This window comes from Leptolyngbya sp. FACHB-321, assembly GCF_014695975.1.
In the GTDB taxonomy this organism is placed as follows: Bacteria; Cyanobacteriota; Cyanobacteriia; order Leptolyngbyales; family Leptolyngbyaceae; genus Stenomitos.
In genome coordinates this window covers 82,932-109,054 of sequence record NZ_JACJPI010000082.1, presented here as the reverse complement: position 1 = coordinate 109,054, position 26,123 = coordinate 82,932, and the positions used below count along the sequence as shown (strand labels likewise).

Sequence of the window (26,123 nt, the reverse complement as noted above, 5' to 3'; positions counted from 1 at the left end):
CTGTAAGGGTTTCAGGCTGTTTGCAGCCTGCAACGACCTAGCCTTGCTTGAATCTGCTCTAGTTTCAATCCCTGTAAGGGTTTCAGGCTGTTTGCAGCCTTTGGTTAGATGCCCAATCTGAGCGGGTGAAATGTTTCAATCCCTGTAAGGGTTTCAGGCTGTTTGCAGCACTTAAAGAAAGCATCCCAGCCAGTAGCAGTTACGTTTCAATCCCTGTAAGGGTTTCAGGCTGTTTGCAGCTCGCCAAGCTTGTACCAAGTCGGCTCCCCTTCTAGGTTTCAATCCCTGTAAGGGTTTCAGGCTGTTTGCAGCTTTACCACCGGAAGGCAACCGTGGCGATCGAGCTTGTTTCAATCCCTGTAAGGGTTTCAGGCTGTTTGCAGCGTTTTGCACGGCGACAGGTGGAAAACTACAAACGGGTTTCAATCCCTGTAAGGGTTTCAGGCTGTTTGCAGCGCGTGACGGCTAGCGCTTTACCAAGTGCGATCGCTTCTGTTTCAATCCCTGTAAGGGTTTCAGGCTGTTTGCAGCGCGTTAACTGCGCCGCCTGGGTCACTTATTGCCCCGTTTCAATCCCTGTAAGGGTTTCAGGCTGTTTGCAGCCCAACCCTTGAAACTACGCTCCAGCCATCACTCTCTTGTTTCAATCCCTGTAAGGGTTTCAGGCTGTTTGCAGCCCCAGGCAGCCGCATTAGAAAAGTAAGCCACTCCTTGTTTCAATCCCTGTAAGGGTTTCAGGCTGTTTGCAGCACCAACCCTTGAAACTACGCCCCAGCCATCACTCGTTTGTTTCAATCCCTGTAAGGGTTTCAGGCTGTTTGCAGCAACTACCAGGCCGTTCAAGGTGTGCTGGTAGGTGTTTCAATCCCTGTAAGGGTTTCAGGCTGTTTGCAGCCTGTCCTTATTTCGTCGCTCCTGTCTCTGTACTGTGTTTCAATCCCTGTAAGGGTTTCAGGCTGTTTGCAGCGGGTTGCCTGATGTGGGCTACAACGATCGCTACTCTGTTTCAATCCCTGTAAGGGTTTCAGGCTGTTTGCAGCACTCTTTATATTCTTCTACAAGATCAAACGCAGTATGTTTCAATCCCTGTAAGGGTTTCAGGCTGTTTGCAGCCTGTTTTCAAGCTGTCTAGAGGGTTTGGGCGTAGAGTTTCAATCCCTGTAAGGGTTTCAGGCTGTTTGCAGCACGCTGCCACAACTCCGCTAGGGTTTGCGATCGGTGCTGTTTCAATCCCTGTAAGGGTTTCAGGCTGTTTGCAGCTCACTTGATTACCTGGTGTTAGCGGGTCGATGTCTTCGTTTCAATCCCTGTAAGGGTTTCAGGCTGTTTGCAGCCTTAAGCTTGAGTGGTCGATCTCCTTCTTCACTTGTGGTTTCAATCCCTGTAAGGGTTTCAGGCTGTTTGCAGCTTGGATCGTGCGAGTCGCAATTCCCAAAAATTGGGCGGTTTCAATCCCTGTAAGGGTTTCAGGCTGTTTGCAGCAGACTCGCCAGCCGCACTGTTAACGCGAATCTTTCGTTTCAATCCCTGTAAGGGTTTCAGGCTGTTTGCAGCAAAAATCAGAGTAGGGATCAAGTGTCCCCACTTAGTTTCAATCCCTGTAAGGGTTTCAGGCTGTTTGCAGCTGGATTCTATTGCCTCATCCATTTGAGTATTAAAAGTTTCAATCCCTGTAAGGGTTTCAGGCTGTTTGCAGCTGGGATTTCCGGACTACGTTCGCAAAGCCCGAGTATGTTTCAATCCCTGTAAGGGTTTCAGGCTGTTTGCAGCATGCTTATGCCTGCGCCATTCAGAAGGTACTGCTTGTTTCAATCCCTGTAAGGGTTTCAGGCTGTTTGCAGCTTAATTTGTGATCCAAGAGCGCTTCAAACTGTGTCTGTTTCAATCCCTGTAAGGGTTTCAGGCTGTTTGCAGCCTCGTTGTTGTCAAATCGAAACAAGCCTGCCGTCTCTGTTTCAATCCCTGTAAGGGTTTCAGGCTGTTTGCAGCACCCTCTAGACGTTCTAAGGGGTGATCCAACCTCTGTTTCAATCCCTGTAAGGGTTTCAGGCTGTTTGCAGCCTGGCTGGCCGGCTCGTCGTTCGCATCTAGCATCTTGTTTCAATCCCTGTAAGGGTTTCAGGCTGTTTGCAGCACACATACAGGACGCTATAGATCGCCTCAAGCAAGTTTCAATCCCTGTAAGGGTTTCAGGCTGTTTGCAGCTGTAGAAATAATCGTCACAATCGGTAATGATGGCTGGTTTCAATCCCTGTAAGGGTTTCAGGCTGTTTGCAGCCCGGTAGATAATCGGTTTTGGGCGATCCCGTAGAACGTTGTGGTTTCAATCCCTGTAAGGGTTTCAGGCTGTTTGCAGCCGTTCACTACGTCTACTATGCCTGCACTGTCTAAGTTTCAATCCCTGTAAGGGTTTCAGGCTGTTTGCAGCAATTATGTAGACTCTCTAAGGGCTAGTGGCGAACTGGTTTCAATCCCTGTAAGGGTTTCAGGCTGTTTGCAGCGATAACGTGTTTTTTGACTTGTGAGACATCGCAGTTTTTGTTTCAATCCCTGTAAGGGTTTCAGGCTGTTTGCAGCGCAAAGGCTAGCACCTGAGGCATAACAAAATCGAAGTTTCAATCCCTGTAAGGGTTTCAGGCTGTTTGCAGCGTCTAGCTTAGAAAGGGCTAGTTATACTATTCCTTTAGGTTTCAATCCCTGTAAGGGTTTCAGGCTGTTTGCAGCCTGACATTTTGTAGCGTTAATTTTCTCACTTTTTGTTTCAATCCCTGTAAGGGTTTCAGGCTGTTTGCAGCCCCCCAGCAACCCCCTACGGTCTACCAGTGCTACGCGTTTCAATCCCTGTAAGGGTTTCAGGCTGTTTGCAGCAGGTGAACCGCTGCTGCCATACCAGGGGATTGCATGTTTCAATCCCTGTAAGGGTTTCAGGCTGTTTGCAGCGCTTTTAACTTCGCTATTTCAAGCGCTTCCTGCTTAGAGTTTCAATCCCTGTAAGGGTTTCAGGCTGTTTGCAGCGTGCAGTCCCGATAAACTCAAGCAGCTTACATCTGTTTCAATCCCTGTAAGGGTTTCAGGCTGTTTGCAGCTTGGGGTCATCGGCACCCTTAGCGGCTAGAGACTTGTTTCAATCCCTGTAAGGGTTTCAGGCTGTTTGCAGCCTACGTCGATCGCAGGCATCAACACACAACAGATTGTTTCAATCCCTGTAAGGGTTTCAGGCTGTTTGCAGCGCTCAGTACAGTGAAGAAAACGCATCGGGGGACGTGTTTCAATCCCTGTAAGGGTTTCAGGCTGTTTGCAGCCTTCCAACAGGTCTTGCAGCTTTTCTAAGAGGTCTGTTTCAATCCCTGTAAGGGTTTCAGGCTGTTTGCAGCGTAGATGGTGCAGCAAGCAGTTGATTACGTTCCCAGTTTCAATCCCTGTAAGGGTTTCAGGCTGTTTGCAGCTCATTGCTGCGATATGGTCGTCTATGGTGTATGAGTTTCAATCCCTGTAAGGGTTTCAGGCTGTTTGCAGCGCAAACTCCACCACGGGAACCCACGGCAACCTAGTTTCAATCCCTGTAAGGGTTTCAGGCTGTTTGCAGCGCAAGGGGGTAAATGTTGCAAGTCTCAGGGTGAAGTTTCAATCCCTGTAAGGGTTTCAGGCTGTTTGCAGCCCACACCAAGCAGGCGTGCTTCTCATTACCAGGTGTTTCAATCCCTGTAAGGGTTTCAGGCTGTTTGCAGCCTATCAGTTGCTTTTGGTTCATTTGATGCTTCTAGGTTTCAATCCCTGTAAGGGTTTCAGGCTGTTTGCAGCTCTCTAAGCCAGTGCGGTCGCTGGCCATCTCCACTGGTTTCAATCCCTGTAAGGGTTTCAGGCTGTTTGCAGCCCCCACCCTGCGCTATGCAGGAGTAGGTATAGGTGTTTCAATCCCTGTAAGGGTTTCAGGCTGTTTGCAGCTTCCATCGGCTAGATCGCCAGCTTTAGCACTACTGCTGTTTCAATCCCTGTAAGGGTTTCAGGCTGTTTGCAGCGACCAAAGCCGGGCCGATTGAGGGCACGGAGCGGGTTTCAATCCCTGTAAGGGTTTCAGGCTGTTTGCAGCTCGAAGTTCTCGAAGTGAATCAGGATCGGGTCTTGTTTCAATCCCTGTAAGGGTTTCAGGCTGTTTGCAGCGGCTGCCAGTTGATTTTCTCAGATGATGTGTTCATGTTTCAATCCCTGTAAGGGTTTCAGGCTGTTTGCAGCAATACTGACGATAGGAAAGGGCTGTACTGCTTCCGTTTCAATCCCTGTAAGGGTTTCAGGCTGTTTGCAGCGCTAGGTATTGGAGGTTAGGCGAAAAAGGTTATGTGTTTCAATCCCTGTAAGGGTTTCAGGCTGTTTGCAGCAACACTGCTAATAAATGGCAAATAGATAAAAACGTTGTTTCAATCCCTGTAAGGGTTTCAGGCTGTTTGCAGCCAACCACACAGACAAGCAAAGCAATCCACACCAGTGTTTCAATCCCTGTAAGGGTTTCAGGCTGTTTGCAGCGCATCGGTATCGGAGGCAGAAAAGGGATACCAGGGGTTTCAATCCCTGTAAGGGTTTCAGGCTGTTTGCAGCGTGTTAGTAGTGGAGATGATTATTCACAAGAACTGTTTCAATCCCTGTAAGGGTTTCAGGCTGTTTGCAGCTTGAACTTAAAAGTACAACTTTAATAAACCTCAGATGTTTCAATCCCTGTAAGGGTTTCAGGCTGTTTGCAGCCTGCGCTGGTTTCACCGTTAACGCCTCTGGCTAACGTTTCAATCCCTGTAAGGGTTTCAGGCTGTTTGCAGCAAATGATACCCAGTTTGCTATCTGGTACAGCTTGTGTTTCAATCCCTGTAAGGGTTTCAGGCTGTTTGCAGCGAACAGCCACAGAAGTTATTAACACAAAGATTGCTGTTCGTTTCAATCCCTGTAAGGGTTTCAGGCTGTTTGCAGCCAAAAGTTGTTAATGGATTTGTGCCAATCTCGAAAGTTTCAATCCCTGTAAGGGTTTCAGGCTGTTTGCAGCCATAGCCACCGCTGGTGAAGACAACGTCCTCACCAAAGCGTTTCAATCCCTGTAAGGGTTTCAGGCTGTTTGCAGCGGTACTTCTGGCTATGGTGCTATGCTTGCAATGTCGTTTCAATCCCTGTAAGGGTTTCAGGCTGTTTGCAGCTTGATCGTAGGTAACGTAAAAGAACTCAGGACTAGGTTTCAATCCCTGTAAGGGTTTCAGGCTGTTTGCAGCCTAGCTACGCTAAACCGTGGAACGTCCACCAAGTGGTTTCAATCCCTGTAAGGGTTTCAGGCTGTTTGCAGCCTTCAATGATCTCGTTCATACGTTCTTCAATGCCTGTTTCAATCCCTGTAAGGGTTTCAGGCTGTTTGCAGCCTTGCGTGAAATGGGTTTATTCGCGCTAGCGGCACAGATGTTTCAATCCCTGTAAGGGTTTCAGGCTGTTTGCAGCTTGGATTGCCGATTATTGCCATCCCTGCGGCAATCTGTTTCAATCCCTGTAAGGGTTTCAGGCTGTTTGCAGCGGCGGGCACTGGAAATATCGTCTATATGGAGTTTTCAAGGTTCGACTGCGCGGATCAACAGGATCGTAGCATTTCAAAGTACTGGTTTGGTAAAACGTTATCTTCGCTTTATGCCCACAGAGCAAGTCTAGTCGGCTTTTGGACGATTGCGCGGAGAGAGCATTGGTCGTAACCGCTGAAACCTTGACTGTCAAGGTGATGCCACTCAATGCTGCAAGCCTGCATAAAAACAGCCCCCCACCCGCGCTTGCAAAGGGACATCAGTACAGAAAGAGCTAAAGTCAGGCGAAAAAGATCGTTTCATCGCGGACAGTTTCACCACCGATCCGCTCGACTTTAGCTTGACAACACGCGCAGAGAAAGTAAAACCGAAGGCTGTCTTGCTCGGGCTTAATGAGCTTGCTGAGACGCAAACGCAACTTGGCATACTGCGTCTCCGTCAAATTACATTCAAACATGCTGTACTGCATCCACTGTCCATAGGACTTAAGAATTTTGTGGAGCTTAGTGCGGCGTTTGTCGTCCGCGATGTCGTAACTGATCACTACATGCATCAGGCTACTTCAGCACTAGCGGTGGATACTTGTCTGTCTCTCCCAGCAAGTACTTCGCCAGCAGTCTTGCCTGCAGCTCAAACGACTCCTGATAGGTGCATTGGGTTTGCAGTACTGGGTGCTTAAATTTAGTCTGCTTCTTGAGTTCATAGAGCCGCAGGAAGGTGCGGAGTCCTTCTAAGGTCAGCGAAACGGCATCGCTCAAGGGTTCGGTGGTGAAGTCAGAGGGGGTGAGTGTGCGCCGATTTAACCCACTTAACACCACCGCATCCACTACTAGCGGACGAAATTCTTCCATCAAATCCAGTGCCAGAGAAGGACGACCGTAGCGTTGCGTGTGTAAATAGCCGAGGTAGGGATCGAAGCCGACCAGATTCACTGCGCTTTGAATATCGTGGCGCAACAGCGAGTAACCTAAACTCAGCAGCGCATTCACTGGATCGGTGGGTGGACGACGGCGACGGGCTTCAAACTGAAACTCATCTACGCGCAGCAGGCGATTGAAACTGCCAAAATAGGCAGCACTGCCAGTGCCTTCGAGTCCGCGCAGAGAATCGATCGCACTGGTGGCATCAAGCGGGGCAATTGCCTGCTCTAATTGGGTCAAGGCTGGCTGAAAATCGAGGTCAGCATATTCCCGTTGTCCTCGCAGCAAGGCGTTACGGTAGTTCTTCAGTTTCCCTCGCACAAAACCACGCACTAGATGGGATGCTTGTTCGGAGGGGGCGATCGCCTTCCACTGCGCGGCTCGCACAAAAATATTCTTGTTCAGTTCGGGTTCGAGTCGTCCCAAATAACGTCCCATGTGGGTGAGAAAGCTCAGCGGAATCTTGCGCTCCAGTAGTTCCATCACAGCCGCAGGTGAAACCGTGGCGCGTCCCAAGATGACAACCCCATCAAGCTTGATGAGCGGAATGTCTTGTAAAGTTTGTTTGTTTGCCCGCACGGTCAGGCGTTCATCCGTTTTGCCAATGAAGGCATCGTCTTGAGTGATGTAGAGAGTACCCATGAAAGTTTTGCGTGTTGCTGTTTTAAGTTGAATAATGGGGGGATGGGGCGTGGAGAGTGATGCTGTTGCTTGTCATCTGTAGCCTAAATTGCCTCTCGATAGCGACTGACCTTCTCTGCGGCTTTAGGCAAACACTGTTGATAGAGGCTGCATCCTTGGCAGCGTGGAGTGTAGCTGGCTGGTGGCATGGCTCCGGTGTTCAAGATTTGGGCAACAGCAGCGATCGTGGCAAGCGTGGCTTGCCTGAGCACCACGTCGATCGCTACAGGCTGGCGCTGATGAGTTTGGGCATAGTAGACGTAGCCGAGGGGGATCGGCTTACCCGTCATCTCTTCCAGGCAGAGCGCTTGAGCACAGACCTGTAGCGCATCATTGTCAAACTCGCCTCGGTTGCCCCGTTTATATTCCACAGGGACCCAGCGACCATCCCTTTCCTCAATCAAATCCGCTTTCCCAATGAGCCGATACTGTTCTGATTTCAGCCAGACTGCCCGCACCTGCCAGGTATCCTCGCGCTGGTTCTCACCCACCGTATGCACGCGCTCGTGCAGGCTGGTGCCTTCAATGGTGTACTGATTATCGGTGAAGCCGCAGAGGCAGAACATGCGCCAGCAGCGATGGGGACAGTAGGCGTATTGGTTGAGTGCCGCAATGGGAATATAGTCATCCATCATACCCTCCTGACCATGCCCATACCCATCGGCGTTTTCCGTCCAATGCCTGCATAGAGAGCGAAATCTGCCAGTGTATTGAGCTGTTTGATCGTGAGTGGGTCTGCGTCACCCAAAATGCGATAGGTAATGGTGCCGACACAGCCTGCCCACTTGCTGTTTGGATCGTTGACAAGTTCAGTGCGAAGGTCGAAGAAGCTGGGAAAGAGGAAAGCAAGGAGGGTGTCGGGAAAAGAGATGCCGCTGTGACGATTCCAGCGGTGGAGCAAGCTCTGAAAGACGCATTCCCGCGTTGGCAAGGCAGAATCATATTTTCCTTGCCGAAAGGTGGCTGGGGTGCAAAGGCTGAAGGCAAGCTGGCGGGTGCTGTCCGATGCTTGCTCATATAGCTGCTTGTAAGGACTAAAGTTTGCCCAAGGCTGGGTCGATTGAGCGGTGCCCAGAATATTGGTAATTTGCAAATCGGCAGGACCAAGATGCCAGGGATGGGCTGGATTAAGGTTCAGCCACAGGGGAGTTAAATGGCTAAACAGTGTCTCATCCAGTAGGGAAATGCGCCACCAGCAGGGAGTGCCAGCCGGAATCGGTTGTTTGTGTCCCCATTGCAACGTGCGATCGTGCTGAGTACGATTGCTCACTTGCAGCGGGCTAAGGGTAAAGGCTTTCTCTGTCTTTTGTTCGTGTAGGCGATCGCCCAACGCTTTATCCACTGAACTCACTAGCGTTAGGAACAACGCATGAAGATGTTTGCCAGTCAGATACCCTGATGGAATCGGAGAAGCGGGCAGTAGGTTGAGAATAAGACTATGTGGCATAACGACCTCTGTATCAAGCAATCCAAAATTCTTCTTCATCCACCAAGCGAATTTTGACCCCGTTCATGGCAGCAGTCATAATGCCAGCCAACCCAGGAAAAATTTTGTAATTCTTCTTGGCATCATCACAAGTGACCGAAATTAAATATGACTCAATACCTTGTTTGCGAAGTCGAAAAACTGCACCCTGATTTGCCATTTCTGATACAACAACTCCTGGCAACCATGACTTTTCTAGCTCTTTGAGTAAAGGAGTTGGAACAGTAGAACCTTTAAGCTGTCTTCGGATTTGACAAGACTGAAAAGCAGTCAGTTTATTTAACTGGGTTCTGGTAAAAGCTTCAGAGCTACCGTAATAGCGTAGGTGAAAACTTAATTCATAGGTCTCTCGTGCACGTTCAACAATGACAATTTCGTCACCATCGCAAACAAACTCATAGTTCCTTAGCAAATGGATTGGATCCAGCTGAGTTTCTTCGGATAGATCAAGTAAGAACCCTTTAGGGTCACGGATGCATAGGCTCTCAAACAAGTTAGAGCGAAACTGAAACAACGGTGCATAGCTGGCGCTGAAGACAGAAGCAAAGTGTTTAAGTTGAGTTGCGACTTCAGCATCTTCTCGAAATAACTGTTCAAAGCGACTTAGGGGAATTTGCTTTGTCTTTAGCAGTTCCCAATCTTCGGGTGATTCACTTTTGAGGAATGCTGCTGTGATCGCCCATTTTGATTGACCTTTAACAAATTTGAGCGGGTCTTCAGCAGTATCTTGATCTGGTGCGGTGGTGATCGACTGTGCAGCTTGTAACGCTCTCATCCGCTGCTGATAATACTTCCAATCGCGATTGCCGCCCAATGTCGCCTTTAACGTCTCAAAGAGCTTTGGGACCAGGTCCGCTTGGGGTAATGTTTCCAATAGCTCCTCTAGCATGAGCATGGGACGGGCAGCTTCTAGAAAGGCTTCGGACTGCCAGTAAGCTCTGAGAAAGGGACGTTCAAGCGCTTTGAGTTCTTGCAGTTTGTCCTTCAAAGCATCTCGCCCATCGGTTGCAGACAAGGTGGCTAGACCTTCATCCCAAGCTCTTTCTGAAAGATAGGCGATCGCATAAGACGGAATTTCAGTTTTTTGTTTACCGAGTACTCGCCCAACCCGTCCAATTCGTTGCCAAAACGCTGCACGATCACGGGTTGAAAAAATCAACCAATCCAGGTTTTGACGCGAGGGTGCGGGGTGTCGTTCAAAGTTAAAACCGACATCAACTGTACTCGTGGCTAGAATGACCTGCCGCTGGGCTGACTGAAGTCGCTCTAGCTGAGGGGTAGAGCCGTGAAGCCTACCAATTCGCTCAGCTAATCCTTGTGCTTGAAGTAACTTGGCTAAATCATTAATCTGCACTTTGGAATCCAGAATGACTGCTCCATTTTGATCAGGATACGTTTCTAATCGTTTAGTCACGTCCTTAACAAGTTCTGCCAGCAGCGCATCCCGTTCTAACTGGGGACGAATTTCTAAGTGAACGGTGCTTTGTGATGGAACTTGACGCGATCCCAATTCACCATTGATTTGTTTGATGCGGACTCCGCGACTTTCCAACACTGCCAAGGCTTTCTCGCAGTCAGGTTCCGGTGTGGCAGTTAAGAGCACCACTCGTCTACCTGCTTCAAAGAAACCGAAGATACTCAGATAGGCTAAGTAAAACAGGAGTCCGACGAGTTGCTTTGCATCATATAAATGAAACTCGTCAAAGATAATGGTTGAGAATTGGGTGTAAAAACTGGTTGCGACATTGATTTTATCGAGCCGATGGTAGCTAAAGAAGGTCGCGTAGTAGAAGATATCGGGATTTGTTACCAGCAGCAGAGGACGGTTTTCACCTACGCCTGGAAAGATTGTTGCAGGGTTTCTCAAGAGGTTATAGAGTTTCTCACCGGGACGTGCGCCGACGCGATCGTTTGACCACGTTCTCACTTCTTTAGCAGACACCGCCTTAACGATGTGAGGTAAACCTGCATCTTTGACAAATTCCTCTGCCGCCTTCGTTTGCTGCTCGATCAGGGCATTGGTAGGTGCAATATAAACAGCGTTCTTGGTTGGCTGGTGAAGCAACACGGTTAAGCCCGCTTTTGTTTTGCCCGTTCCGGTTGGAGCCAAGTCCAGGATGATATCGTGATCTTTTGCAGCTTCAAATACGTCAACCTGGTGTTGCAGAGCATTCTTGAGAAAGTGTAATGCTGACGGAGGCTCCTTACAGGCGGCAATGCTTCTTGGTTCTAATTGCATTGCAATCGGGTTATATGCCATTGCTATTAACTTCACCACAAAATTGCAAGTTGGCTGGAACGATATAGTCGCCGATTTGCCACGCCTCAGCATGGAAGCGAAGATTTTTCAACAGAGACGTGGGTGGCATTGAAATTAAGTCAAAAGATAAGAGATTGATCCCGGTGGGTAAATCGGCTGTGCTGAAATAAGCTTGGCTAGTGTAGTCATCAACTGGCAGATGTACCAGAGGCTTTTCATCTAAGAGTGCAACGCGAACTTTGCTCATGAATTTACCCAAACGGATGTATTCTGGCAATTCACGCTCGCCGAACACCAATGTATGAAAACGGTTGCCCCGCTCAATCATGCGTAGCCGTCCTGTTTGGGGATAATTGCTGGGGCGAAACGTGCTGGGCTTGTCACCTTGTCGCACCCTGAGCATATCTTGACGGGCTGTGGCAACTCGGTTATTCGTCATCGCATACCAGTAGGAATCTGATAGCGCATTGAACCGCTCAAAGCGAAAGGTTGGGCTACCTGTGGCTGACCAGGCTGGAAGAATGTAGCACTCTTGATTCAGTGGTGTGAGATCTTCGATATAGCGTGGTCGTCCGGTATCGCGTCCGGTAAGCCGGTAAGGCGATCGCGCCCAGCCCAAAGCATACGCCAGAGCATAGTTTCCGATCGCACCTTCCGTGTAATAGGTGTCGGACAGTTCCCTAGAGGCAAAAAACACAGGTTCCGCACACCACAATTCAATCAATTTTGCCGTTTTGAAGAGTGGTTTTGTAGCAGGTTTTGCATCGTCTAACAGACTCAATTGCTCAGACATGGACTAGCTCCCTGCTTCAACAGTTTCTTGCTTCTTGCCTTTACCTTTGGCTTTCTTTTCGCCCACTTGACGGAACGGTTCGTAGGATTCATCCAGTCGCTTCAAAAACGTTTCGCGCTCTGCGTCTGTCCAGTGATGATCGACATCAGCAATGACCGTTTCTAGTTCTTCGTTAGACAGTTGCACTGAAACCCCTCTGCGGTTAATCCAATCAGCAATCACGGTTTGAGTCACATCAATTAGCTCACCATTGTCTAGTGGATGTTCCAAGGGCTTATTATTTATCGTGAACTGATCGTGAACGGCTTGTACCAACTCCAATGAGCTTGGTAATTCAGCAATGCCACCAAAGATGCCCAGAACTTGATTCTCCATGCGTCCTACACGACTAGAGACCGCACCATAGCGACTGGTCAGCAAAATATTGCCGATGATGTAGCGAAACTCATCTGCTGTCACATCTTTAAGCGTGACCACATCGAGAAAATTAACGCCTGGTTTGATATATTCGCTGGTATTGAGCGCTGTAGAAGGGTTGCCTTTTTCATCGCGCATGGTTCCGGTTTCAAAGATAGCGTTGATGGTGCGATCGCCCAACGTATCTGTTGCAGTTAAAATGCTGAAGGCATCTTCGGTCCAAATCCGGCTTTTCTGAGCGCCGCCGCCGCCTGCTGCAAAGCCATACAGAAAACAGTCCACACACATTTCACAGGGCGCATTGGTATTAAGCGCGCAAGGTACACCATCTTTGTTTGGGCGGAGTAAGTCTTGAGCACGAAGATATTCCCGTCCTTTGCGTCGTTCTGGTGCAACTTGTTTTCGCTTGGTCATTACAAGACGCTGAACAATTGACTTACGAGCCTCCGGTGTCAATCCGGCAGATACAAACTCGCGGCACATGGGTTCACCAGTGCCTTCAGTACGCAGAATTAACTCAGATAAGGACGTTCGCAAAACCACTAGACCGATCGTTCGACCTTTGGGAAAGTTTTCGTAGGTCGCGGCAAAGAATGGATTCAGTTTCTCAATTGTCATGACAGTTCCTCAGTGATGGATTAATGAATAGTGAATAACAGAGCAGGCAATGGTTACGCTGCTGTTTCTTCAGTCTTTTGCTTGATTGCTTCTGCCTTTGCTCTCACGTCTCGACGCGCTTCTTCCAAAAAAAAGAGATAGGCAGCTTCCAGGTTTTTCTGATCGCTCAACAGCTTATCTGGACGAGCCTGATAGACTTCTTCATAGAGCTTGCGGATTACGATGTAGTAGTTTTTGATGTGTTCCAGCTTGGTTAAACCCACACCATGTTCTCGAATGCGATCAAGACGCGTGTGATATTTCTGTACCAGCGCCGCAAACATAAAGTCCAAATCCATGTAGGCTTTCTGAGAACGAGCGGCTGTAGTGAATTCCACAAACGGTTCTGCAAGCGAGGTTCGTTTTTCCGCAGAACTCCCCCAGAGTTTGGCTTCGGCGGCGATTTGAGCCGCTTCTTTAAGGTATCTGGTTAAAGCAGAATGATCGTTTGGCATAAGGCTCCTCAGTAATGTGTGTAGGGACTCCCGAATTCGGTTCCAGTTAAAGCCAAGATTAGGGTCATCTTGTTCCCGCAAAATCCAGCGCAACAGCACGAAATAAAGGCTAAATGGCTCAGCACAGGCACGAGCTAAGTCATAAAGGCAGTCATCTAATTTCGCTAAATTGACGATCACGATCGCCAAATCTGATAGGCACCGTAACCGCTTCAGGATCTCTTCTGCTTCAAAGCGGTCATACATTCCAATCCCAAGTTGAGAGTTTTCGATTCTCAACAGTGGTTGCAGTGCTGAAGGAATGCCTTCAACGCGACCAAAGAAGTTGGTTGTGGTATCTACTTGCAGTCCAGCGCTGAGTACAAAGGGAAACCCAAATTCTGGTGCCAGTGAAAGCTCTAAGGCTAAGCGTAGTGATTTCAAGAGAGACAATGATGCTGTAGTGTCTCCCCAAGTAATGGGAATGGTCACCGTGGCATGAACAAAATCGCGTCGCTTCGGCAAAGCAAAGCCAACAACTTTATTTGCCCTGAAGACGATCGCCTTATCTCGATAAAGCTTCAGTTCATCAATGGTGACAGGTCCACCGTCACCATTGGTTGCTGCTGTATCTTCCAACCAATCTCGCCAGATTCTCAGTAAATCTGGACAAGAACCTTGGGGTAACGCAAAGTGTAAATAATAAGGTGGCTCCTTTTTCGCAGCTGGAAAATGAGCGCCAACCGTCATTAGTTGATAGGCAAGGGCTGCCATTGGTTCAGCTTGTCTTACTGGATCACTCGTCATTCCACCGGGTAGGCGATTGGAGAACATCTGCACCTTCGTCCCGATCGGCATTTTGTCAGAACTGAGTGTGCTCGTTTCGCTGATGGTTGCCCCTAGAGAACAGCGCTGGCGTGGATTTGCGTCAACATAGGCAGTCAATTCATTGCTGGCAGCGGCATTTTTGACAAAGGGGCAACTGAGTGATCGCTGCACTGCTGTGATGACTTCTTCTGACACATCAGCATGACCCACTTGAGTCTCGCCATTACGTAGCTCTAACGATTCCTGCAACGCCGCAATGACTCCCTGTATGCCAGCCGGTGAGGCTTTAGCAGCAAAGAGCGATCGCCCATACAAGGCATCAAATGGTTCCAACGCCAAGCGCTGCGGCTCCGATAAACCTGCATGAGCCGCGATTCGATCCCAAGCTTGTTTGGGGGTTAGTTCTGGCTCCACTTCTCGGTAGCTGAGATAAGCGGCTTTCATCCCTTCCGAAATGCTAAAATCCTCTGCACTGGTAACGGCGGCAAGTCCCGCTTCTAACGCCGTTTGTAATGCCGTAGGCTCAACTTTTTGGTTGCCCCATTTTTCGACATCCCCTTGAACTTTCTCTAATTTGAAACCAGCTTTCTTTTTCTCCAAAAGTGCCAGCACCACAGTCAGCACTTCATTGCGATCGTGCTGTACTGCTTGATTAGAGACTTTAACCCCATCCTTAGTCGCTCTGACCAACTGCTCAATATTGCTACCAAAGACCTGATCAATTTTGGTTTGCCAAACAGCAGCAATTTCTACGGTTAGGTCCAATAATGGATGCGCTGCTCCCTCTATTAAAATGCCATCTGGAAACACTGACAGCACATTGTACTGATGTTGATGTAATACGTCCTCACAGGCACTCAAAAGCAGGGCAGTAATATACCCTCGGTCTTCCGTAATCCTGACCCGATATAATTCACAAGGATGACCAAGTGCGTGAATCAACTCCGTCCGCATCTTCTGAGCCAGCTTTTCTTCTGTTAGCTCTAAATCAAATAAATCGGCTGCCCGTAGAATGGATGCCCACCGCTCAATTTGCGGCTCTTCTGGCAAAAATCTCGCACCATCACTAACGTTGTGCCCAGAATGCCGCTCAATTAATTTCCGTGCCAACTCCAAGTCTGCATCCGTTTGAACGAAAGTGGCAACGCCTGCCTGCTCTAGCTGTTCTTTGAGAAAAGTCTGATTTCTCGCCAGCGTTTTAACGCTGGGACTATTTTTCCCATAAAGCTTATTCAGATCATGAACGGCTGTTGCTGCCAGTAAAACAGCTCTCTGCGGCTCTGGCACGCCCGCTAAACGGCTGACCGTCAAGCTGAATTGACACGCCGAATCTAAGTGTTCAGCCAGTGTCCGACTCGCGCGTACCCCACGTTGTCGGTGTTTGCCATGCAGCTCATAAAGCTTAGGGCGAACTTCTTGGAAGTAGCGCTCTTCGAGCGTCTTGGGAGTCCGATTGAGTAATGACATTAGGGAATACTTTGACCGATTACAGATTGACTTTGAGTTGAGATGTACGTGACAGGTTGCGTTAGTTCTATATTGGCAGCGAAAATAGAAAACGTCGAGTACAAAGTGTACGTACAGATAGAGGAAGCAATGGGTCGTCGTGGTCAGTCGGTAACGCTGTCGATTTCGGATAGCGATAAAGCGCAGTTAGAGCAGATTGCACTCGAACAGGGAATGACTTGGGGTGACCGCCCTAACATTTCCCGCCTAGTCGAAGCGATCGCCCGTCGAGAGTTGCTGCTTGGGCGCAACAACGATTGGTCAGATGAGCGCATTCGGGCACTCCAGCAAGCTGTGCGATCGCTTACGGATACCGGACAAAGCAATGAAGCCCAGATGATCGCTCAATTGTTGCTTGAACGTAGTGAATTAACGCTGCCTTTACGCAGTGAAATCGAGCGACTACTGGCAACACCTATCCTTCCCTGGCGGCTAGAGATTGAGCAGTACATTCGCCAGCAGCAGCCTTTTCAGTTAACCTATTGTGATGCCGCTGATCGTCCCTGGACGTTCACCATTCGTCATGCCAAAATTACCTTTCAGGAAAAGCGGCAGTACCTAGAGTGCTGGTGTGACGAAACTGAAGGCAACCAGGATTTACCGGAACTGCAACACAACAGGAGTCTGCGGCTTGATCGCATCCCTGATGTTGCCTTAGCCGCTGCGCGTGGGCAGTGGCGCTCTAGTTTAGACACCCTGGAAGCAGAGTTGCACATCCTTGGCGGTTTAGCCTTTGCCTATCAGTCACGACCCGAAGATACGTTGAACGAATGGATGACTGAGCCACCCCATACCCGTCGAGTAGTGCGACGCATCTCCAATACCTTCTGGTTTTTCCGCGAAATTCTGCCCTATGGGGAGGATTGCGTCATTGTCGGATCAGAGAGCCTCCGCGCTCGCTTCATCACCAAGTTGCGAGCGCTCCATGTACGGTATGAGCTTTAAAAGGGCTGAGATGCAATCAAGTAGGACATTGGGGTTAAACTCAGCCGGATGGGTGACTGCTCCGCTGAGTTCACTCCATTGCTACAACTAAACCTTTTTGCTCTTATTCGGTCAGGTGAAAAATAACCTTAAGCGTAGGGTGCATGACTGTTATACGCCCTAATGGCGTGTGGACTGGCAGCACCACTCTCAATCTGTGACCACAGACTCTGAGCCGCTTTGCTCTTGGCTTGCTTTTTACTGCTGCCCTCGCCCGTACCGACAAGGTCAAGGCACTCACAGACGCACTGAAATAAGCCGTTGGTCGGGACGACTGGGGCAATTTTGTACTCAGGCAACGGCACACCCAGACGTTGAGCGTATTGGTTGAGCGAACTCACGTAGTCCAATGCTTGGTTCGCTGCTAGCAAAGTCTCTGGTGCGGGATGCAAAGGCTCAACTGGCAGTGGCGCTGTTGTAGCTGGTAATTGTGCTGCGGCACTGCTGACCAGTTTCTTCCAGACCCACGCTTCTAGCCAGCGGTACGCAGAGTCTTGCTGTGCCAATGCTTTACGCGGAGCGATTGACCAAGCAGGCGGACATTGCTCTTTGCCTTCCTGGTTCACGACACAGAGCGCTGCCCAGCCAGCCGGTGTGCTCTGTTCTTTGAACTCAACGGTGGGAGTTGGCTGCCAGTGCGTGCGAATCAGGTTCAGGACTTGCAGGCTCATGGGGTTGGCGACGATCGCCGCCAACACTTGTAGTTTCAGGTGCACCGTAGCAGCCGTGTTTGGTATAACCAGCAGCACATGGTAGAAGTCCATCGGCGTCAGTGTGCTCTCTGCCAGCCGTTGCCGTAGCGTTGGCTCTAGTAATGCCCACTGGTTCTTGAGGACACCCTGTTTCAAAGCTTGACTGAACAACTCAGGGGACAGCGCCGCCAGATCAGTCTGCTGCACTTGCTGCGCCACTGCACTGTGTCGTTGTGCCCGGTGCTGTGCGTTCTTCTGGTCACGGCGGGCGTGTTGCAGCGTGGTCAGTTGCGTCGCTATGTTTACCAGTGTAGCGGTTGGATAGGGGTCTGGTTGATCATGCAGCGCTGCCTTCAGCAACCGCTGGTTCACCAGGTCAGCGTAACGTCGAATCGGTGACGTGGTATGGGCGTAGACCGCTAAACCCAGCCCTACGTGTGGCTTCGCTTCAGGACTGTAACGCGCACGATCGTAGTGTCCCGCCAGCACTTGTCTTAGCGTTTCCTCGTCTGCAATTGCCTTCAACGTTTGCACAAACTGTTGTCGCGCTGCCGGTAGCTCACTCAAGTCACGGTAGTCATGCGTGCGGTAGAGCCACGCCTGTCTGTGGTCACGCATAAACTCTGAAACGACCCGGTTCGTCAAGATCATAAGCTCGGCAATGATTTGCTGGGATCGCAGGCTTTGCGCGACCACGTGACCGTCTTCGTCAATGTAGTTTGTCCCGACGGTGCGACCAAACACAGCCCCTTGCTGCTGGCGTTGTAAGGCTAGTAAGCCCGTCACACGTTCCAACAGTTTCAATTGAGTCTGCAAGTGGTGTGGTGCGCCTCTTAGTATGCCCTCAACGGCTTCATAGCTGAACTGCTCCTGACTCACCAACACGCTTTCACTAAGCTGCACGTCCAACAGTTCGCCCTGTGGGTCAACGAGTATGTCCACCGTGATTACCGGTCGCTCCACGAAAGGCAACAGGCTCATTGACGCCTCAAGACTATGGGGAAACAGTGGCTTGCGCGTCGTTGGCAGGTACGCGGTCTCACCGCGCTTGAGTGTCTGCCTGTCCAGAAAGCTGTCCTGCTGTACTTGACTCGCCACATCCGCAACATGCACCTGAAGCCGCATGTTATGACCCTCTGTCTCCACCCAAATCGCGTCGTCCAAGTCTGTGGAGCTAGCACCGTCGATCGTGAAGCCTGTAGCAATTTCCATAGTGAAGGATCAAGCGTTGCAAACAATGAGGGGTGAAGGTCACATAAGAAGCTAAGTGAGGCTCGCCTGTCTCATTGTGGAATATACGGGGTTGAGTAGCATGGCAACAGAAAGGTACGCTAAGGTCAGAGCAACGACTGAGCAGGCGTTCCAAAAAGCATTTTTCAGTCTCAATGAGACGTAACAATTAGCTTAAGGACCCATTGGTACAAGAAATTAGAACAGTATATTAAGGGTTTTAGCCTCCTATTGCTAGAAGGGTCTCATCCAGCTTTGCCACAACCCCTCTTAGGCACGTTGCCGTACTCCCCCAAAGAGACTCAAAGGGCTGCTGCTTACTCGTCCTCATCGGCTTCATCTTCAGGCACGGCTTCATCAGAAAGCACGATCGTTTTACCCATGACGGCTTCGATTTTAGTGAGCAGAGTACGTTTGCGTGCTGCCATGAAGCTTTCAAAGTCATTAGCACGCAAGAATGTTGGCGCAATGCAATGAGTTTCCAGGATGACATCCATACCAACGTCGTCTAGCTGCACGTGTTCATGTTGCTGAAGTTGCTTCAGGTAAGCACTAGGAGCGTTACCACCGATCATCCTGTTTGCCTTATAGGAGATAGGCGTTTTGTTGAGGATGGAATTGTAGCGACCAGCAGGAATGCGTCTCTCTTCACACCACTTCTTTGGGAAAATGTGGTGAATATCGAGTTTGCGTTCTTCCCAATCAGTCTCCTCCAAATCACGAATCGTCGAATTCCAAAAGAAGTCTTTGGCTCCTTGGCGCTGCACCAAGACATTAATACCCTTATAAGCAGCACTGGTGCGTGCTCTCAATGTCTCTAAGCGACCCGGTTGAAAGTTAGCATCGCGAATGGTGGTTGGTTCTTGATCACCCCCATCAATCCATTGGAGCAGGTCCTGAAGATCTAGCGCCATGCGGGTTTCAACCGCACCGCCATAAAGTTCGCCTAAGACACCGCACCAGTACCAGCAAGCCAGCTTATGGTAAATACCTGGCTGTAGCCAGCGATCACCCAGAAGCGCTAGCACCGTCGCCAAAGGGACTAATTGGGTACGGTAGGGTAGATCATTGGTTGAGAAGAAGGATTCTCGACGAAGGAACTTAGCGGCTTCCCAGAACCCATCGACCAATTTGTTTTTCCAGTTTTGGTAGGCATGTAAGGGCAGCGATAAGACTGCCTCACGCTTCGCACTCACACCTGTAACTTGTTTACCCGTTCTACCTTCCAGAAGATCTTTTTGCCGTTTTTCGTAGGTGTGCAGCAGGGTTAGCCCTTGCAGAAAGTCTGTTTGCTCCACGGCCCGGAGTAAGCGCTGTCTCGCCAGTTTTCGATAAATTCCTTCGGTCCCTTCTTGCTCGTTACCGTACCACTCGTCTCGCAGGTTAACGTTATCAGCAGCGTAGGTTGCGGTCACTAGCTCAAAGACAGAAAGCGGCACACCCCCTGTGTTGACCTTCTCAAAGACAAGACAAACGGCTTCCTTCTTATTGTCTTTGCTAAGTTCAATGATGGGGACATTGTAATTTTGGAATGCCTCAATCACTTTGCCCCGAAATTCCATGTAGCGAAAGAACTGATCCCGGTTGTAATCGACTAAACCTTTTTCCCACTCATTGACGTCAAGGATGCGGTTGCAGGGGAAGTAGAAGTTTTCATATTCCTTTTCGCGGGTACTGAGGTCAAGCTTGATATCCCGACCAAAGTTCTCCTTCACCGTTAAGCCGGCATCTACACTGATAATTGCCTCGTCGTAGTACTCTGGTCCTTCTAGCGCTCGCTCAATATCAATATAGTAGTAACGCTTAAGTGGTTTGCCTGTGGCGCTGCGCGTTTCTACAGGTTGGTTGAGCATCAACACTTGCGTTAGAGAGGTGAGCCGTTGCTGCCCATCAAGAATCAACTGTTCCGCCTCGTTGGGGCTAATACTATTGCGATCGAGCCCTTCAACAGGACGGACTTTGAAGTGTGTATCACCCCCAGACTCTAGCAGCATGACAGCCCCGATCGGAAACGCACGAGCAATGCTGACTAGTAAAGCGCGAATACCTTCATCCTTCCAGACCCATCCTCGTTGAAAGTCGGGCAGTTGGATTTTGCCGGAAACAATGTCACGTAGCAGATCAGCGAGGCGTTTTTTGGTCGAGTCGAAATTAGACATACTGCTGCTGTGAGTTTTGGGTCTGGAATTTTGGCAAGAGGACGCTTGCCGTTTCCAGAGTGCCCATGATTGCTTGCGAAAGCTTAATTGACTGCACCTAAATTGTCAGGGGCTGGTAACAAGGCAACTAGGCATTCCCATAGCTTTTGAACTACAGCCAAAACTGGGGATGCAGCTTCCACTATGAGTGCCTAATGGCTTTAAGACGGCTAGATGATGCAACAGTAATCTTGCTTGGCAATGATTTCTTGCTACAGAAAGTTAATACTCTAGCCGAAGACTCAATGATTCAGGTAGCTGAAGGCAGCTCAGCCAAGTCCTTTTATGGTTTGATCGCTACGGGAACACCGGGATGAAGAGGGGCTATTTCAATGCCCCTTCCTCAATTTGGAAGTAGTGATGAAGATTGGCGATCGTATAAGCTGAAGCCGCCTCCAAATTATCCATAGTTAAAGCTTTTAGCCCACTGCTTTGTGCTTGTTGACTAATCGTAGAGGCATACTCTAAGCGCATATTTGGAGACATCATCAACCGAAGCTGATTGCACAGAGTCACATTGTTTGACTTTAGCTGAAGTTCTTCGTAGAGAGTCTGCTCTGAAGGCACGTCTAACCAAGAGTCTGTGCTAGGCATTTTTAGATCAATTGGGTTGAGTTCCGAGTGCTGCAAAAGACTTTTTTCATCTGGCTGTAGCGTTGCGACCCAGTCACTTTGTGTTTGCCAGAGGTTGAGGACTTGCAAGTCGTGATCATGGATGCGGACAATTTCAGGAAAGAGAAAATCAAGTTCAGCTTGAGAGCTGATCTGGTCAACAGCGGCAAGGGAATCATTGCGAATAGTAGTACAGAGCGTCTGCAATTGATGGCTGACACTGCTTGGTTGACCTTGTAGTTGATAGGTGAAGGCAATTGCCTGTTGAATTGCCCACACGCACTCGCGGCGACGAATATAAGCGGCTGCATTAATATTTTTTAGTAATTGAGGGTTATCGTAATCTGCTAAAGCTTGAAACAGCATGTCACGAACTGAGGTGATGTCAGCATGACGAAGCGCTAAATCTTGCACTGTGATCGCTGCTTGCAGACGCACGAGCGCTTGATTGAATAGCCCATAAGCTTGTGCAAGAATCGTGCGATGATGGCGAAATTCAACGTCTTCAGCGACACGGTCAATGTGAGCAATAAGCTCTAGCCCTTGAGCACGTAATGCCTGCTTCAGTTCAATAAAGCCATCTTTGACCTCTAAGCGCAGGGATGCAACTTCTTGACGGAGTTTTAGTGTCTGATAGAGATTCACGGCGGCAAGCGCAGCCGTTGCTGCAACGCCAACACCAATCACCGCAGTGGTTGCTTGCAGAAGATTGACAGCTTGCGCGAGGGCATTCACTGCCTGAAGGGTCTGACGACCTTGATCGAGGATTTTACCGCCTTGATAAGCATTCCAACCATCGATGATCAAACCAGGCATGGCTGTGAATGGGTTTAGTCCTGTAACGCCGATCGCTTGTCCTTTGAATTGACCTGTTACCGCGTCTCGTACCAGACTTAAAGGCACACCGTTTTTAGAAAGCACCTGAACAAGCTCACCTGTAGCAAGCCTTCGTTGAATCTCTGTGGAAAATTGAAAAAGCATACTCGTGTAGTGGTTAAGTGTTAGGCAAAAACTGAACAACTGTAAGGTTTAAGCCAACAAAGCATCGAGCCGAGACTGAAAAGTGACTAACTTACTGTGCTGTTCTTGATACCACTGCTGTTCTGCGGCAGTTTCAGCCAAGGTCAAGGTGTGTGCGGTTTGTGAATCAATTAACAACGCATTGAGTAGAGCCATATATTGGCGAGTGACAGTTTGGATGGTTACCAGTCTTTGATCGAACAAACTTTTGACTAAGACATCGAGCGAACGCATTAGTTGCCCGGTGCCATCCTGGGCATAAAACTGCTGGAACCCTTCTTTAACCACTGCTTGCCTGATCGCTTCTTGGTCAGGCGGTGTGAAAAAGCCGATGACACCCCCAATGGCTGTGCCCAAAGCTGCCCCGGCAGCAGCGATACCGATAATTGCGCCACCTGTTAGCACTAGCGGAAAGAAGGCAACACTACTGACGGCAAGCGCCGCACCGCCAGCCAGTAAGCCACCTCCACCTAACCCACTAATACTCCCAATGCCAATATCCCAGGCAGCATCCCAATTGTCTGAGCCAACTGCTGCGTTGAACTTAAACTGGGGAGCCACTTGATTGAGGCTTAAATTCAATTGGGCAGCAAGTTGCGAACCTGTTCCCTGATCGATCGCTTCTGCACTCTTTTGGAACTGGTAAATTTTACTGTGGATGTTGGAGTCAATTGTTTTGAGCGTGGCTGTGAGCGTTTCTTGAATGACAGTGTTTTGCGTCCATTCGCCAATGGCATCTGACAAAGCCGATTGGAACTTATCACCAAATTCTGTAATCACCTTGCTTTTCTCACGCTGCTCAGAGCACCAGGAGGCAGCTTTCTGACCAATACAGTTCTCCAAGTACTGGTTGATTTTAAGGCGCTGCACCGCAGCCCGCTTCTGATCACTGGTCTCTTCTATGAGGGTTTGCAAATTAGCTAGGTAGCCGCTAGCTTCACCAATTTTGCTTAGAATGTCCTGCTGAGCAGTCTTTGAGAAGGCAACTTTGCCAACCATAGTTTCTTCTGCTTGGTTCAGTTGCAACGTTAGTGCCTGTATCACACGATGCAGATCAGCTTGGCAGCGTTGATTAACGAGTGCACCTCGCTCTCGTGTAAGAAATGTTTCCAAGACCTGCGTAAAACTTCGAAAAGTCTGCAAATAATCGTTTTGGTCATCGCCATCGGTGATTGCCTCTAGAGCCGCCTGAGCGGAAATAAAGTGGAGTTGCTTTGAGTTTTCAAGGATTGGGCTGTCGCCGAAAACGCAATTTTCAATTAACTGCCGCACCTGCTGGCGATCATGCTCACGCCGCAGCAAATCCATAAAATTCACCAACACAAAAAGATTATTAGCAGGTTGATCGACCTGCTCTCCATTTAGTTTCAACCTTAAGCTGTGTAGTAGCTCCCGTTCCCCCTGAGTCATGGGACGTGAAGCATTTACTAAAAAGATGACCGCATCCACGTTTTCTAACAGCTGGTTGGTGATGCGGGTACGCTCAGGATGCTCGTTTAAGCCAGGTGAATCAATCAACTCAACCCCATGCCGACAGAGCGCCAAGCCAGGATGCTCATACACAATTTCTAAAACATCAGAAGTGAGTGCCGCTTCTCGATTGCCCAGAGCGACATCGTCAGGAATGGACGCTCTAGCCTGGTAATCACCCAAAGGAATGCTTTCTTCTTGCCCATTGCGATAGCGACAAAGCACTCGCTTTTGCTCACCGTACCGCAGTACGGTAATGCTGCCACTGCACGGAATCACTCGCGTCGGCTGAATTTCTTCTCCTAACAGAGCGTTCAGCAACGTCGATTTTCCTTGACTAAATTCGCCCACTACAGCGACACGAAACTTTTGGGATTGTAGCCTTTGAGAGATCTTTTGCAGACCAGTTGTTAAATGCTGAGGTAATGGAGCGCGATCGTTGCACTCTGACATCGTTTGCCAAAGCTCACCGCAAAAACGATCTAACTGTTGCCTTTGGGCTTGAAAACTTGCTAAGGTTTCGTAACCGACTTGCACGCCTGTCTGATGAGACTTAGCACTTTCGGGCAGTCGTAGCAGCATCTGGTTGGCAGCTTTCGCAAACACTGGATCAAGCGCTTGAAATCTAGCTGGATCAAGCAAATAGCGTACTTCACTTAGAGCAGCGCTCATTTGCTGGTGTACCAAAGCTGCCTCCAGCGCCACGATCCATTCCTCCTTCAGCTGTAAATGCTGAGCAATAATGCGGAGATATTTCTGTTCTTTAGGGTTTAGGTCGCTGTCGGCAGTTGCCATCTCGTAGCCCAACATAATCAGCAACAGCTTTTCGGATTCAGTCAATAAAGTCGTTAGCGTTGCTAATTCTGCTGGCTTCGCATAAATTTTGCTAGCATGCACACCTTGCACCAGCGATCGCGCCACGTTGTGCAACGCACTGCCCGACGGCATAAACTGGGTTAAAATCTTCCCCAGTCGTTGCTTCTCTTCTTCGGTAACCTGACTATCAGCATGGGCAACACCAACTAGTACAGCAGCTAGTGCACCCAGATAAACTGCTAACGGCTTCACTGCCTGCTCTTGAAGCGGCTGGTTCAGCAGTTTAGATAAAATATCAACTGCTGTAGATGAGGAACTAGAAGAAGAGGCACTCACAATCATGAGATTTTATCTAGGTAAAGTTTGATTAGCATCTGCCTCAGTGTGCCCATCAAGCCATAAACTTCAACCAACTTGGATTAGGTGCTAAATAATCCCGACTCAGCCCTAAAGAGCTATACGGGCGGCAGACCTTTTGATTTCAAAAGAGGATTGCCTGCCTATGTGAGTGCCGTCTCAGTCTGCCTGAAACTGCAACTCAAACAGCAAGAGTGACCAGTCGCTTGTCTTCAAAGCCTTTTCTGGCTGCTCAAAGCACTCCTGGATGAACTGCTCCAGTTGCCCTGGTTGCCAACCTAACGCCGTAACTTTCTGGTCGATCGCCGCTCGAAGGCTCGCTTCAGTCATGGGATACTGCTGCACCACCGCACGCAACAACACGGGTGACTCCAAAAACGTAGAAACGTCGTCAAATCTGGTCGCACATACCAGTCAGCTTGTTCCAACGCAAAGTCTGGTGGTGGCGCTGTGAAATAAAATGGCATCCAGTTCATCCTCGACTAAGAGCCAGCTCACCATACGTGCTAAAGCCAGCTAGTCTTCCTCTTCTGGCTCCAGAAAGCGAGCACCCACTGCTAGTAAATCGACCGTTGCCAACGGGTTATAAACACCAGCCGACCACGCGAGAGCCAATTCTTCTGGATACTCTTGCTGGTACTGGGCAAAGAACGCTGCCACTTCTGCCTGCATTGTCCGATCAACATCAGGTTCCTGCACTGGCTGTTGAGACACAACACTTAGTGACCGGATTTCCTGCAAAGCAGTCTTACTACCTTGGCGTTGCGGTTGCGCTCGTCCAAACCCACCTGGCATCACTGCTTCCTCACTCAAAGGTTGTTCGGCTTCCTCTGGTGCCACGACATCTGTGCTGACGAGACTAACTGACCCTTGCTGTGCCTGAGCGGTAAAAAACTGCTGGGCTTCCGCGCCCAGTACCAAAATAAATGACATCGAGACAAATTTGTGTCACTGAGCAAACTCTCTGCAATTCCTGCAACAGAGAGAGTTTGCTCAGTGACCGCCTTAAGTCATCAGGATTGCCAAGCTGGCTTTTTCACCTAAAGCTAGCTTGGTTTGGCTTGCTGCTTTAACGACACTAATGTGTCTCCACAACACATAAAAAGTCACTGTACATGTCACGAAGCCCAAACTACTGGAAGTACTGAAGGGATAGGCGGAGCGATTGCCCTCCTTCCTTAAAAAAGGAAAGCTATCTGAATGTGTGTGAACGATAAGC

Annotated in this window: 15 protein-coding genes and 1 CRISPR repeat array; of the genes, 1 reads left to right on the top strand and 14 read right to left on the bottom strand. The window is 49.3% G+C overall.

The genetic code is table 11. From position 1 onward, the window contains the following. Positions 1-61: 61 nt before the first annotated feature. A CRISPR array of direct repeats spans positions 62-5,542; the repeat unit is 37 nt; unit sequence GTTTCAATCCCTGTAAGGGTTTCAGGCTGTTTGCAGC. A gap of 281 nt (positions 5,543-5,823) precedes the next feature. The 8 genes from cas2 to H6F76_RS25420 form a co-directional block, all read right to left on the bottom strand. Continuing rightward, a complete protein-coding gene (gene cas2 / locus H6F76_RS25455; RefSeq protein WP_190512502.1) occupies positions 5,824-6,096 on the bottom strand; it encodes a CRISPR-associated endonuclease Cas2 in 273 nt (90 codons plus the stop codon). Between the two features lie 4 nt (positions 6,097-6,100). Further along, the gene (gene cas1d, locus H6F76_RS25450; protein WP_190512500.1) at positions 6,101-7,105 is read right to left on the bottom strand and encodes a type I-D CRISPR-associated endonuclease Cas1d; all 1,005 of its coding nucleotides are present in this window, start codon (positions 7,103-7,105) and stop codon (positions 6,101-6,103) included. A gap of 83 nt (positions 7,106-7,188) precedes the next feature. Then, positions 7,189-7,776, bottom strand: coding sequence for a CRISPR-associated protein Cas4 (gene cas4, locus H6F76_RS25445; RefSeq protein ID WP_190512513.1), 588 nt, complete (start codon positions 7,774-7,776; stop codon positions 7,189-7,191). Next, positions 7,776-8,591: a CRISPR-associated endoribonuclease Cas6 gene (gene cas6 / locus H6F76_RS25440; RefSeq protein ID WP_190512498.1), complete on the bottom strand. Its 816-nt coding sequence runs from the start codon at positions 8,589-8,591 to the stop codon at positions 7,776-7,778. Before cas6 ends, cas4 begins: the two co-directional genes overlap by 1 nt. A gap of 13 nt (positions 8,592-8,604) precedes the next feature. Then, a complete protein-coding gene (gene cas3, locus H6F76_RS25435) occupies positions 8,605-10,890 on the bottom strand; it encodes a type I-D CRISPR-associated helicase Cas3' (protein ID WP_190512496.1) in 2,286 nt (761 codons plus the stop codon). Next, positions 10,880-11,683 carry a type I-D CRISPR-associated protein Cas5/Csc1 gene (cas5d, locus tag H6F76_RS25430; protein ID WP_190512494.1) on the bottom strand — a complete coding sequence of 268 codons (804 nt, stop codon included), beginning with the start codon at positions 11,681-11,683 and terminating at the stop codon, positions 10,880-10,882. The genes cas3 and cas5d overlap by 11 nt, the downstream gene beginning before the upstream one ends. A 3-nt stretch (positions 11,684-11,686) precedes the next feature. Next, positions 11,687-12,718 (bottom strand): type I-D CRISPR-associated protein Cas7/Csc2, encoded by a 1,032-nt coding sequence (gene cas7d / locus H6F76_RS25425; protein ID WP_190512492.1) that lies wholly within the window; start codon positions 12,716-12,718, stop codon positions 11,687-11,689. Between the two features lie 53 nt (positions 12,719-12,771). Further along, positions 12,772-15,486, bottom strand: a complete 2,715-nt coding sequence (locus tag H6F76_RS25420) for a CRISPR-associated protein Csc3 (RefSeq protein WP_190512490.1) — start codon at positions 15,484-15,486, stop codon at positions 12,772-12,774. Between the two features lie 129 nt (positions 15,487-15,615). Between H6F76_RS25420 and H6F76_RS25415 the strand changes: the two genes are divergently transcribed. Continuing rightward, complete coding sequence (locus H6F76_RS25415) at positions 15,616-16,470, top strand: WYL domain-containing protein (protein WP_190512511.1); 855 nt, start codon at positions 15,616-15,618, stop codon at positions 16,468-16,470. A 128-nt stretch (positions 16,471-16,598) separates the two neighbouring features. Here the strand turns inward: H6F76_RS25415 and H6F76_RS25410 are convergent, their stop codons facing one another. From H6F76_RS25410 to H6F76_RS25385, 6 genes are all read right to left on the bottom strand, one after another. Further along, positions 16,599-18,413: an RNB domain-containing ribonuclease gene (locus H6F76_RS25410; protein WP_190512487.1), complete on the bottom strand. Its 1,815-nt coding sequence runs from the start codon at positions 18,411-18,413 to the stop codon at positions 16,599-16,601. Positions 18,414-18,748: 335 nt separating this feature from the next. Then, complete coding sequence (locus tag H6F76_RS25405) at positions 18,749-20,590, bottom strand: DUF262 domain-containing protein (RefSeq protein WP_190512486.1); 1,842 nt, start codon at positions 20,588-20,590, stop codon at positions 18,749-18,751. Between the two features lie 363 nt (positions 20,591-20,953). Further along, the gene (locus H6F76_RS25400) at positions 20,954-22,222 is read right to left on the bottom strand and encodes a hypothetical protein (RefSeq protein ID WP_190512485.1); all 1,269 of its coding nucleotides are present in this window, start codon (positions 22,220-22,222) and stop codon (positions 20,954-20,956) included. A 48-nt stretch (positions 22,223-22,270) separates the two neighbouring features. Then, positions 22,271-24,889: a dynamin family protein gene (locus tag H6F76_RS25395; RefSeq protein WP_190512484.1), complete on the bottom strand. Its 2,619-nt coding sequence runs from the start codon at positions 24,887-24,889 to the stop codon at positions 22,271-22,273. Between the two features lie 174 nt (positions 24,890-25,063). Continuing rightward, complete coding sequence (locus tag H6F76_RS25390) at positions 25,064-25,267, bottom strand: hypothetical protein (RefSeq protein ID WP_190512483.1); 204 nt, start codon at positions 25,265-25,267, stop codon at positions 25,064-25,066. 153 nt (positions 25,268-25,420) lie between these two features. Continuing rightward, complete coding sequence (locus tag H6F76_RS25385) at positions 25,421-25,837, bottom strand: hypothetical protein (protein ID WP_190512482.1); 417 nt, start codon at positions 25,835-25,837, stop codon at positions 25,421-25,423. Positions 25,838-26,123 lie beyond the last annotated feature (286 nt).